12 protein-coding genes are annotated in these 10,706 nt (G+C 74.6%); 10 read left to right on the top strand and 2 right to left on the bottom strand.

Going from position 1 to position 10,706, the window contains the following annotated elements; all coding sequences use genetic code 11:
• The 8 genes from ABZ914_RS37790 to ABZ914_RS37755 all read left to right on the top strand — a co-directional run.
• Positions 1 to 1,306: 2-hydroxymuconic semialdehyde dehydrogenase (locus tag ABZ914_RS37790; protein ID WP_500199216.1), on the top strand; the 1,306-nt coding region annotated here is incomplete at its 5' end.
• A 10-nt stretch (positions 1,307 to 1,316) separates the two neighbouring features.
• On the top strand, positions 1,317 to 2,132 hold the full coding sequence (locus ABZ914_RS37785; protein ID WP_500199215.1) for a 2-keto-4-pentenoate hydratase: 816 nt from the start codon (positions 1,317 to 1,319) through the stop codon (positions 2,130 to 2,132).
• Positions 2,132 to 2,878, top strand: coding sequence for a 2-keto-4-pentenoate hydratase (locus tag ABZ914_RS37780; protein ID WP_500199214.1), 747 nt, complete (start codon positions 2,132 to 2,134; stop codon positions 2,876 to 2,878). The genes ABZ914_RS37785 and ABZ914_RS37780 overlap by 1 nt, the downstream gene beginning before the upstream one ends.
• Positions 2,875 to 3,309 carry a RidA family protein gene (locus ABZ914_RS37775; RefSeq protein WP_500199212.1) on the top strand — a complete coding sequence of 145 codons (435 nt, stop codon included), beginning with the start codon at positions 2,875 to 2,877 and terminating at the stop codon, positions 3,307 to 3,309. Before ABZ914_RS37780 ends, ABZ914_RS37775 begins: the two co-directional genes overlap by 4 nt.
• A complete protein-coding gene (locus ABZ914_RS37770; protein ID WP_190856521.1) occupies positions 3,306 to 3,878 on the top strand; it encodes a 3-hydroxyanthranilate 3,4-dioxygenase in 573 nt (190 codons plus the stop codon). Before ABZ914_RS37775 ends, ABZ914_RS37770 begins: the two co-directional genes overlap by 4 nt.
• A gap of 25 nt (positions 3,879 to 3,903) precedes the next feature.
• A complete protein-coding gene (locus tag ABZ914_RS37765; RefSeq protein WP_500199210.1) occupies positions 3,904 to 4,995 on the top strand; it encodes an amidohydrolase family protein in 1,092 nt (363 codons plus the stop codon).
• On the top strand, positions 4,992 to 6,260 hold the full coding sequence (kynU, locus tag ABZ914_RS37760; protein WP_500199208.1) for a kynureninase: 1,269 nt from the start codon (positions 4,992 to 4,994) through the stop codon (positions 6,258 to 6,260). Before ABZ914_RS37765 ends, kynU begins: the two co-directional genes overlap by 4 nt.
• A gap of 236 nt (positions 6,261 to 6,496) precedes the next feature.
• The gene (locus tag ABZ914_RS37755) at positions 6,497 to 6,700 is read left to right on the top strand and encodes a cold-shock protein (RefSeq protein WP_067639228.1); all 204 of its coding nucleotides are present in this window, start codon (positions 6,497 to 6,499) and stop codon (positions 6,698 to 6,700) included.
• A gap of 61 nt (positions 6,701 to 6,761) precedes the next feature.
• On the opposite strand, the gene ABZ914_RS37750 is transcribed toward ABZ914_RS37755, so the two are convergent.
• The gene (locus ABZ914_RS37750; RefSeq protein ID WP_500199206.1) at positions 6,762 to 7,607 is read right to left on the bottom strand and encodes an SDR family NAD(P)-dependent oxidoreductase; all 846 of its coding nucleotides are present in this window, start codon (positions 7,605 to 7,607) and stop codon (positions 6,762 to 6,764) included.
• Positions 7,608 to 7,702: 95 nt separating this feature from the next.
• On the opposite strand from ABZ914_RS37750, the gene ABZ914_RS37745 reads away from it, so the two are divergent.
• Positions 7,703 to 8,539: a helix-turn-helix transcriptional regulator gene (locus ABZ914_RS37745; protein WP_500199204.1), complete on the top strand. Its 837-nt coding sequence runs from the start codon at positions 7,703 to 7,705 to the stop codon at positions 8,537 to 8,539.
• Here the strand turns inward: ABZ914_RS37745 and ABZ914_RS37740 are convergent.
• A complete protein-coding gene (locus ABZ914_RS37740) occupies positions 8,528 to 9,706 on the bottom strand; it encodes an MFS transporter (protein ID WP_500199203.1) in 1,179 nt (392 codons plus the stop codon). The two genes, ABZ914_RS37745 and ABZ914_RS37740, sit on opposite strands and share 12 nt — an antisense overlap.
• Before the next feature lie 74 nt (positions 9,707 to 9,780).
• On the opposite strand from ABZ914_RS37740, the gene ABZ914_RS37735 reads away from it, so the two are divergent.
• On the top strand, positions 9,781 to 10,706 hold a 926-nt coding region (locus ABZ914_RS37735), incomplete at its 3' end, for an ROK family protein (RefSeq protein ID WP_500199202.1).

Here is a 10,706-nt window from a genome sequence, read left to right as displayed (position 1 = left end):
CGCGGCGGCCCGCGCGGCGCTGCGCGGCCCCTGGGGCGCCGCCGGCGCCGAGGAGCGGGCCGCGGCGCTGCGCCGCATCGCGGACGGGATCGAGGCGCGGTTCGCCGAGTTCGTGGACGCCGAGGTCGCCGACACCGGCCGCCCACGCGCGTTCGCCGAGACGGTCGACGTGCCCCGCGCCATCGGCAACTTCCGCGCCTACGCCGACCTGCTCTACGGGCGCCCCGAGCGCGCCTACACCACGCAGGTCCCCGGCTGGAGCGCCGGCGGCGGGCAGGCCCTGAACTACACGGTGCGGCGCCCGCTCGGCGTCGTCGCGATCATCTCGCCGTGGAACCTGCCGCTGCTGCTGATGACCTGGAAGGTCGCGCCGGCGCTCGCCGCCGGGAACGCGGTCGTCGTCAAGCCGTCGGAGGAGACGCCGTCCACCGCGACGCTGCTCGCCCGGGTCGTCGACCAGGCGGGGCTGCCGTCCGGCGCGTTCAACCTGGTGCACGGGCACGGCCCCGGCGCGGCCGGCGAGTTCCTCACCGGGCACCCGGGCGTCGACGCCATCGCCTTCACCGGCGAGTCCGCGACCGGCTCGGCGATCATGCGCAACGCCGCCGACCACGTCACGCCGGTCTCGTTCGAGCTCGGCGGCAAGAACCCGGCGCTGGTGTTCGCCGACGCCGACCTCGACGCCGCCGTCGAGGGCACGGTCCGCTCGTCCTTCACCCACTCCGGGCAGATCTGCCTGTGCACCGAGCGCGTCTACGTCGAGCGCCCCGTCTTCGACGAGTTCGTCGAACGGCTCGGAGCGCGCGCACGGGAACTCGCGGACTACGGGCCGATGATCTCCGCCGCGCACCGCGACAAGGTCCTGTCGTACTACCGGCTCGCCCGCGAGGAGGGCGCCACCGTCGTCGCGGGCGGCGGCGCGCCGTCGTTCGGCGACGACCGGGACGGCGGCTTCCACGTCGAGCCCACCGTCCTCACCGGGCTCCCCGAGACGGCCCGCACCGTCCGCGAGGAGATCTTCGGACCGGTCTGCCACGTCGCGCCGTTCGACACCGAGGACGAGGCGCTCCGGCTCGCCAACGACAGCCCCTACGGCCTCGCCTCCACCGTGTGGACCCGCGACCTGTCCAGGGCGCACCGCGTCGCGCCGAAGGTCGAGACCGGCATCGTGTGGGTGAACTGCTGGAACCTGCGCGACCTCCGCACCCCCTTCGGCGGCGTCAAGGCGTCCGGGATCGGCCGCGAAGGGGGAGAGTACTCACTGGACTTCTTCTCCGAGCCCGTCAACGTGTGCATCCAGATCTGAGAGCGAGCCAGTGACCGAACCGACCAACGAGAACACGGCGGACGCCGAGGCGATCGGCGCGGCGGCCGAGAGGCTGCTCGGCGCCCACGCCTCCGGCGTCCCGTGCGAGCCCGTCCGCGACCTCATCGCGACGGCCGACGACGCCTACGCCGTCCAGGACCGGATGACCGAGAGGTGGCTGGGGGAGGGGCGGCGGCTGTCCGGCCGCAAGATCGGCCTGACGTCCCGCGCCGTGCAGCAGCAGATGCGCGTCGACAGCCCCGACTTCGGGATGCTGTACGCCGACATGGCCGTCCCGGACGGCGACGAGATCCCCGCCGGCGCCGTCCTGCAGCCGCGCGTCGAGGCGGAGATCGCGCTCGTCCTGGAGCACGACCTCACCCACGAGCGGCACACCGTCGCCGACCTCATCCGCGCGACCGCGTTCGCGCTCCCGGCCATCGAGATCGTCGGCAGCCGCATCCGCGACTGGGACATCACGCTCGCCGACACCGTCGCCGACAACGCCTCGTCCGGCATGTACGCCCTCGGCAACCGGCCCGTCCGGCTGGAGGACGCCGACCTGCGGCTGTGCGGCATGGTGCTGGAGCGGCGCGGCGAGCAACTGTCCAGCGGCACCGGCGCCGCGTGCCTCGGCCATCCGCTGAACGCCGCGCTGTGGCTGGCCGACACGCTGGTCCGCGTCGGGCGGCCGCTGCGCGCCGGCGACACGGTGCTGACCGGCGCGCTCGGCCCGGTCGTGCCCGCTGCGCCCGGCGACGTGTTCGAAGCCCGCATCGACGGCCTCGGCGACGTCCGCGTCGCCTTCGGTAAGGAGGACTCCTGATGGTGGACGTGCAGGCGCTCGCCGCGACGCTGGACGGCGCCGTCCGGGACGTCCGCGCGGTCCCGAAGCTCACCGACGCCGCGCCGTTCGACGTGCCGACCGCGTACGCGGTGCAGCGCGAGTTGATCGAGCGCCGGATCCGGCGCGGGGAGCGGCTCTCCGGCGTCAAGATGGGCTTCACCAGCCGCGCGAAGATGGTCCAGATGGGCGTCGACGACGTCATCTGGGGCCTGCTCACCGACCGGATGCAGGCCGGGGCGTCGGCGGACCTGTCGGGCCTCATCCACCCGCGGATCGAGCCGGAGATCGTGTACCTGATCGGCCGCGAGGTCCGCTCCGTCGCCGAGGTCGAGTCGGCCGTGGCCGGCGTCGCCGTCGGGTTCGAGATCCTCGACTCGCGCTACGAGGACTTCAAGTTCACCCTCCCGGACGTCATCGCGGACAACGCCTCCGCCGCCCTCTACGGGTTCGGCGCCTGGCACGAGCCGCGCGACCTGTCCAACGTCGGGCTGCTGATGGAGATCGACGGGCGGCCGGTGCAGACCGGGTCGTCCGCCGCGATCCTCGGCGACCCCGCCCGGTCGCTGCGCGCCGCCGCGCGGCTCGCGCTCGGCGCCGGAACGCCCCTCGAACCCGGCTGGGTGGTGCTGGCGGGCGCCGCGACGGCCGCCGTCCCGCTGCCGAAGGACGCGCACGTCCGCGTCACCGGCGCCGGCCTCGGCAGCGCGGAGGTGACGACCCGGTGAGCGACGCGATCCTCGTCGAGGGCAAGGCGAAGCCGCGCGGGCGGTTCCCGCACGTGAAGCGGGCCGGCGACTTCGTGTTCGTGTCCGGCACCAGCTCGCGGCGCCCCGACGGCACGTTCGTCGGCGCGAGCGCCGACCCGATGGGCGTCACCGACCTCGACATCCGCGCGCAGACCCGCGCCGTCATCGAGAACATCGCCGACCTGCTGGAGGCCGCCGGGGGAGGGCTGTCCGACGTCGTCAGCGTCACCACCTACCTGGTGAGCATGAACGACTTCGGCGGCTACAACGAGGTCTACGGCGAGTACTTCGACGAGACCGGCCCGGCCCGCACCACCGTCGCGGTCCACCAGCTCCCCCACCCGCACCTGCTCATCGAGATCTCGTGCATCGCCCACATCCCACGCAACGGCGAGGAGGCCGGAGCATGACCCTGCCGCAGCTGACGTTCGGACGCCCGTTCAACTTCCAGGCGTGGATCGACGAGCACCGCGACCTGCTCAAGCCGCCGGTCGGGAACGTCCAGGTGTTCGACGACGCCGGACTGATCGTGATGGTGGTCGGCGGCCCCAACCAGCGCACCGACTTCCACGACGACCCGACCGAGGAGTTCTTCTACCAGCTCAAGGGCAACATGGTCCTGCGCGTCATGGAGGAGGAGGGCAAGCCGCCCACCGACCTGCAGATCAACGAGGGCGACGTGTTCCTGCTGCCGCCGCACGTGCGGCACTCCCCGCAGCGGCCCGAGGAGGGCTCGATCGGCCTCGTGGTGGAGATCCCGCGGCCGGAGGGGCTCAAGGAGGCGTTCGAGTGGTACTGCACCGAGTGCCACCACCTCGTGCACCGCGCCGAACTGCAGGTCCGCTCGATCGTGGACGACCTGCCGCCCGCCTTCGAGGGCTTCTACGGCGGCGACCGCGAGTGCCCGAACTGCGGCGCCGTCCACCCGGGCCGGCAGTGGCCCGCGCACATGGTCCCCACGACGGCGCCCCGCGCCTGACCCCTTCCCGTCCGACGGAGCTCCAGTGACAGTCATCGACGTCCACGCCCATGTCTTCCCCCGGCTCGGCCGCGCCGAGGGCCGCACCCTCGCCGACCGGGACGAGCCGTGGCTGCGCGTCCACGGCGACGGCACCGGCATGATGATGAGCGGCGACCGGGAGTACCGCCCGGTCGAGGAGGGGCTGTGGGACCCCGCGCGGCGGGTGGCCGACATGGACGCCGCCGGCGTCGACGTCCAGGCCGTCTCGTCCACCCCGCTGATGTTCGGGTACGCGGCCGAGCCGTCCCGCGCCGCCGACTGGTGCGACCTGGTCAACGACCGCATCCTCGCCTACTGCGCGGACGCGCCCGACCGGCTGCTGCCGCTGTGCCAGGTCCCGCTGCAGGACCCGGCGCTGGCCTGCGAGGTCGCGACGCGGGCGGCGGCGGCCGGGCACCGGGGCGTGCACATCGGCAACCACGTCGGCGACCGGAACCTGGACGACCCCGGCATCACCGAGTTCCTCGCGCACTGCGCGCGGATCGGCCTGCCCGTGCTGGCGCATCCATGGGACATGCTCGGCGCCGACCGGATGCAGGGCCACATGCTGCCGTGGCTGTCCGGCATGCCCGCCGAGACGCAGCTGAGCATCCTCGCGCTGATGCTGTCCGGCGCGTTCGAGCGGATCCCCGCGTCGCTGCGGCTGTGCTTCTGCCACGGCGGCGGCAGCTTCGCGTTCACGCTCGGCCGCGCCGACAACGCTTGGCACCGGCGCGACATCGTCCGCGCCGACTCGCCGCGCCCGCCGTCGGAGTACACCGACCGGTTCTTCGTCGACTCCGCGGTGTTCGACCCGCGCGCGCTCCGGCTGCTGGTCGATGTGATGGGCGCCGAGCGCGTCATGCTCGGCACCGACTACCCGTTCCCGCTCGGGGAGCAGGACCCCGGCGCGACGATCCGCGAGTGCCCCGGCCTCGACGACGCCGACCGCGCCAAGCTGCTCGGCGGCAACGCGCAGGCGTTCTTCGCGGCCGCCGCCCCGGCGGAGGCCGCCGTTCCCGCCCCTTCCGCCGAGGCCGCGGACGTCGGCAGTACGGACGTCGCGGGCACCGCCGTCACCGGGAGCGCGTCGTGAGCGCCGCACAGGAGGCCGCGGAGCGCGAGGCGCTCCGGCTCGACGAGACCGACCCGGTGCCCTCGCTGCGCGAGGAGTTCCTCGTCCCGCCCGCGCCCGGCGGCGCGTACCCGGAGGCGGCGTACTTCGCCGGCAACTCGCTCGGCCTCCAGCCGAAGGCCGTCGCGGGCCGCCTGCGCGAGGAGCTCGACGACTGGGCCCGGCTCGCCGTCGAGGGCCACACCCAGGCGCGCCGCCCGTGGGTGGACTACCACGAGCTGCTCCGCGAGCCCGCCGCCCGCCTCGTCGGCGCCCTGCCGCACGAGGTCGTCGCGATGAACTCGCTGACGGTCAACCTCCACCTGATGATGGCGAGCTTCTACCGGCCGACCGGGGCGCGCACCCGCATCGTCATCGAGGACTCGGCGTTCCCGTCCGACTCGTACGCGGTCGCCAGCCAGGCGGTCCACCACGGCCTCGACCCGGCGGACACCGTCGTGCGGCTGACCCCCCGGCCCGGCGAGGACACCCTGCGCACCGAGGACGTCCTGGCGTTCCTCGAACGCGAGGGCGGCACGGTCGCGCTGCTGATGCTCGGCGGCGTCAACTACCTGACCGGCCAGCTCATGGACATGGCCGCGATCACCAAGGCGGGCCGCGCCGCCGGCGCCGTCGTCGGCTGGGACCTGGCGCACGCCGCCGGGAACGTCCCGCTGCGGCTGCACGACTGGGACGTCGACTTCGCCGCCTGGTGCACCTACAAGTACCTCAACAGCGGGCCCGGCGCGGTCGCCGGCTGCTTCGTCCACGAGCGGCACGTCGCCGACCCGTCGGTGCCGAAGCTGTCGGGCTGGTGGGGGACCGAGCCGTCCGTCCGGTTCCGGATGGACCCCGACATCGCGCCGCCCGCGTCCGCCGACGCCTGGCAGCTGTCCAACCCGCCGATCCTCGCGCTGGCGCCGGTGCTGGCCTCCCTGGAGATATTCGACCGGGTCGGGATGGACGCGCTGCGCGCCCGCAGCGAGCGGCTCACCGGCTACCTCGCGGCGCGGCTCGCCCCGCTGCCCGGCGTCCAGGTGATCACCCCGGACGACCCGGCGGCGCGCGGCAGCCAGCTGTCGCTGCGGGTGGCCGACGCCGGGGGGCTGGTCCGGCGGCTCGCGCGGGTCCACGGCGTGGTCGCCGACGCCCGCGAACCGGACGTCGTGCGGTTCGCGCCCGTCCCGCTCTACTGCACGTTCCACGACTGCCATCGCGCGGCCGTGGCACTGGATGATCTGACTTAGGTGTGTCGGGGTTCGGGGCGGCCCCGCATGGGGTAGGTTCGATCCTGTCGCCGCGACCGGCCAGGCGCGGCGGCCAGTCAGGCAGTCTCGAACGTTTGCTCTACGAAACGCCCGTAGAAGTTCAAGACGACGGGCGTTCTCCGTTTCTCCGGGTGACCGGCGGACGTGAGATGAGTCCGCTTGCAGCCCGGTCCGCCGCCCGGCGGCCCGGTGGTCACACCCAGAGGAGAAAGACCATGGCCGAAGGCACCGTGAAGTGGTTCAACGCCGAAAAGGGCTTCGGGTTCATCGCCCCCGACGGCGGCGGCCCGGACGTGTTCGTCCACTACTCGGCGATCACCACGAACGGCTACCGCAGCCTCGACGAGAACCAGCGCGTCGGCTTCGAGATCACCCAGGGCCAGAAGGGCCCGCAGGCCGAGGGCGTCTACCCGCTCTAAGGCCCGCGCTCAACGCGTGAACAGGCCGGGGACGGCTCGCCGTCCCCGGCCTTTCGCATGCCTAGGCGCGGTAGGTCGCGGCGTTGATGCCGACCGTGCGGAGGAGCAGCCGGTCCCTCGTGTGGTCGGGGAGCCGGGCGAGGGTCGCCATCATGCGGGCGTCGCGGCCGACCAGGTAGCGCGCCTTCGGGCGGCGCGCCGTCAGCGCCTTGACGATCGCCTTCACGGCGGAGTCGACCGGCCCCGGTTTCGCGCGGGCGCCGAACTCGCCCATCTTCGCGGTGACGCCCTCGTAGAGGCGCTGGGCGTCCGCGTCGCCGCGCCAGCCGGTCGCCCGCCGCGAGGCGCCGGACTTGTCGAAGATCTCGGTGTCCAGCAGGCCGGGCTCGATCACGCTGACCTTCACCCCCAGCGGGCGCATCTCCACCCGCAGCGCCTCGGTGACCGACGCCAGCGCCGCCTTCGACGCCGCGATCGGCCCGAACGAGGGCCCGCTCATCCGGGAGCTCACGGCGCCCACGTTGACGACCCGCCCCTTCGCGGCGCGCAGCATCGGCAGCACCGCCTGGGCCATCGCGATCTGGCCGACCACGTTGACGTCGAACTGCCGCCGCCAGTCCTCCAGCGGCACCAGCTCGACCGGGCCCTCGACGATGACGCCGGCGTTGTTGACCAGCGCGTCCAGCCGCCCGCCGGTGCGGGCGGCGATCTCCTTGGCGGCGGCCTCGACGGTCTCCTCGTCGATCAGGTCGATGGTCAGGGCGTGGACCCCGGCGGGCAGCCGGCCGGCGTCGGACGGCCGCCGGATCCCGGCGTACACGTCCCAGCCGAGCCCGGCGAGCCTGCGGACGGCCGCGCCGCCGACGCCGCCGGCCGCCCCGGTGATCAGTACGGTTCGAGTGCTCATGGGACCGATGCTGGGTCCCCCGGCAGGGCCGGACAAGACTACTGTTAACGCTATTAACGCGGCTAACAGGCATACACGAAGCGAGGTGACCGGTCGTGCCCGCACCGACCGCCGACGCACGCCGCCGGGAACTCGGCGACTTCCTGCGGTCGCGGCGCGGCCGGGTGACGCCGCAGGAGGCGGGCATCGTGCCCGGACCGCGGCGCCGGACGCCCGGGCTGCGGCGCGAGGAGGTCGCGGCCGCCGCCGGCGTCAGCCTCACCTGGTACACGTGGCTGGAGCAGGGCCGCGTCAACGGGGTGTCGCGGCAGGTCCTCGACAGCCTCGCGCGGGCGCTGCGGCTCGGCGACGCCGAGCACCGGCACCTGCTGGAGCTGGCCGGCGAGCCCGCCGCCGAGCCGCCGGGCCCGGCGACGGTGACCCGCGAGGTCCGCGACCTGCTGGCGATGGTCGAGCCGAACCTCGCCCACGTGGTGACGCGCCGCTTCGACCTCGTGGCCTGGAACGCCCCGCTGGACGCGCTGCTGCGCAGCATGCCCGAGCGGCCGTCCGGCGAGGACCTCAACGTCGTCTGGCTGATGTTCCACAGCGCCTGGATGCGCGAGCGGTTCGTCGACTGGGAGGCCGAGGCCCGCTGGCTGACGGCGCTGCTGCGCAACGAGGCCGGGCGGCAGGTCGGCAATCCCGGCTTCGAGCGGCTCGTGGCGCGGCTGACCGCGACCAGCCCGCGGTTCCGCGCGTTCTGGGAGTCGCACGACATCACGCCGTTCACCCCGTCCGAGCGGCGGTTCCGGCACCCGGACCTCGGCGAGGTCACGCTCCGCTACATGAAGATCAACGTCGAGAACGACCCGGACCAGAGCGTCCTGGTGCACTACGCGACGCCCGGGTCGCCGGCCGCCGAGGCCCTCGCCCGCCTCTCACGCGCGTAGCTCCCGGACGGGCGGCGCGGCCGACTCGGGCAGCCGGGCGGGACGCGGGCGCAGCGCGCCGGCCAGCAGGACCGTCGGCGCGCAGATGCAGGTGATCAGCGCGAACGCGGCCGGGTAGGACAGCGCGCCCGCCGCCCAGCCGGTCACCGCCGGCGCGGTCAGCCCGGACAGGTAGGTGATCGTCGCGACGCCCGCGACGCCCTCGCCCGGCGTGTTCCCGGCGTTGCCGGCCGCCGCGAACACCAGCGGCACGACGGTCGCGACGCCGGCGCCGATCAGCGCGAAGCCGGCGATGCCCGGCACCGCGTCCCGCGCCGCCACCACCAGGACGCCGCCGAGCACCGCGACGGACCCGCCGCAGCGGACGACCGCGGCGGGGCCGAACCGGCGGACGAGGCGGTCCCCGGCGAGCCGCGTCCCCGCCATGCACGACATGAAGACCGTGAAGCTGGCGGCGGCGAGCCCGGGCCCGGCGCCGGCGACCTTGGTGAGGTAGACGGCGGACCAGTCGGCGCTCGCGCCCTCGGCGAACGTCGCGCAGAACCCGACGACGCCGATCGCCGCGACCGCCCGGTTCGGCAGCGCGAACCGGCGCGGCGGCGGGGCGTCCGCCGCGTCCGCCCGGTCGGGCAGGAGGCCGCGGCCCGCCGCGGCGCCCGCGGCGAGCAGGACGAGCGCGACCGCCCCGAGGTGCAGCCGGGCGTCCACCCCGGCGTGCGCGGCGACGATGCCGACGCCGCCGCCGACGAGGCTCCCGACGGCCCACAGCCCGTGCAGCCCCGACATGATCGGCTTCTTCAGGTGCCGTTCCACCGACACGGCGTGCCCGTTCATCACCACGTCCGACATGCCGGCGCCCATGCCGTACAGGAGCATCGCGGCGAACAGCCAGCCGGGCGCGGGCGACAGGGCGGGCAGCACGAGGACCGCCGCCCAGTACGCGATCAGCAGGCGGGTGGCGGTGCGCTCCCCGATGCGGTGCGCGATCCGGCTCGCGGTCGGCATCGTCGCGAACGCGCCGATGGACGGGCAGAGCAGGGCGAGCCCGAGGACGGTGGCGCCGAGGCCGAGGCGGTCCTGGATCCAGGGGATGCGGGTCGCCAGGGTGCCCGCGACGGCGCCGTGCACGGCGAAGACGGCGGCGATGGCGCGATGGGGACGGCTCATGCCCGATAAACTAACAGGCAGCCTTCCTGATGAAAAGCGGGCCACGGGCGGCCCCGCTCACTACCATGGGGCTCGTGAAGACCGCCGACCCGACGATGGCCCGCGCGATCAACGACCGGCTCGCCCTCGACCTGCTGCTGGAACGCGGCCCGCTGACCGCCCCGCAGCTGCGCGCGCTGACCGGGCTGTCCCGGCCGACGGTCTCCGACCTGGTCGAGCGGCTCCGCGCGGACGGGCTGATCGAGGTGGCCGGGGAGACCGGCGCCGACCGGCGCGGCCCGAACGCCCGGCTCTACGGCCTGGTCGCCGGCCGCGCCCACGTCGCCGGCGTCGACCTGCGGCGCGACGCCGTGCACGTCACCGTCGCGGACCTCGCCGAGAACCCGGCCGGCTCGTCGTCGCGTCCGCTGCCCGACGCCCCGGACCTGCCCGGCCTGATCTCGGAGGCGGTCGCCGAGGCCGCCGGCGGCACCGCCCTGCACGCCGTCGTCGTCGGCACCCCCGGCCTGATCCATCCGGGCACCGGCCTGGTGACCGACGGCGACATGCCCGGCTGGCGCCCCGACCTGCGCCGGGCCCTTCAGGACCGGACGTCCGCGCGCGTCGTCGTGGAGAACGAGGTCAACCTCGCGGCCGTCGCCGAGCACCGCGACGGCGCGGCCGCCGGCCACGACGACTTCGCGCTGCTGTGGCTGGACGACGGCGTCGGCGCCGCGATCGTGCTGGACGGGCGGCTGCGGCGCGGCGCGTCCGGCGGCGCGGGCGAGGTGGGGATGCTGCGCTTCGGCGGCAGCGACCTCTGCCACGCGGTCGAGGTCGCGTCCGCCGGGCAGCTGGACACCGAAGCGCTCGCGGACCGGGTCACCGAGGGCGTGTTCGCCCTCGTCGCGGTCCTGGACCCCGGCCTGGTCGTGCTCGGCGGCGCGCTCGGGCGCGGCGGCGGCGACCGCCTCGCCGGGCTGGTCGCCGACCGGCTCGCCGAGCTGAGCCCGGCCGCCAC

The sequence above is a fragment of the Spirillospora sp. NPDC046719 genome (assembly GCF_040645715.1).
GTDB lineage: Bacteria > Actinomycetota > Actinomycetes > Streptosporangiales > Streptosporangiaceae > Spirillospora.
Note: the sequence above shows the minus strand (reverse complement) of the source record. Positions and strands in the feature narration are given on the sequence as shown.

Excerpts from the sequence above, each read along its gene's own strand:
- ABZ914_RS37740 (WP_500199203.1), bottom strand. The coding sequence starts at position 9,706 with ATGAGCCGTCCCCATCGCGCCATCGCCGCCGTCTTCGCCGTGCACGGC.
- ABZ914_RS37770 (WP_190856521.1), top strand. The coding sequence starts at position 3,306 with ATGACCCTGCCGCAGCTGACGTTCGGACGCCCGTTCAACTTCCAGGCG.
- ABZ914_RS37755 (WP_067639228.1), top strand. The coding sequence starts at position 6,497 with ATGGCCGAAGGCACCGTGAAGTGGTTCAACGCCGAAAAGGGCTTCGGG.
- ABZ914_RS37780 (WP_500199214.1), top strand. The coding sequence starts at position 2,132 with ATGGTGGACGTGCAGGCGCTCGCCGCGACGCTGGACGGCGCCGTCCGG.
- ABZ914_RS37750 (WP_500199206.1), bottom strand. The coding sequence starts at position 7,607 with ATGAGCACTCGAACCGTACTGATCACCGGGGCGGCCGGCGGCGTCGGC.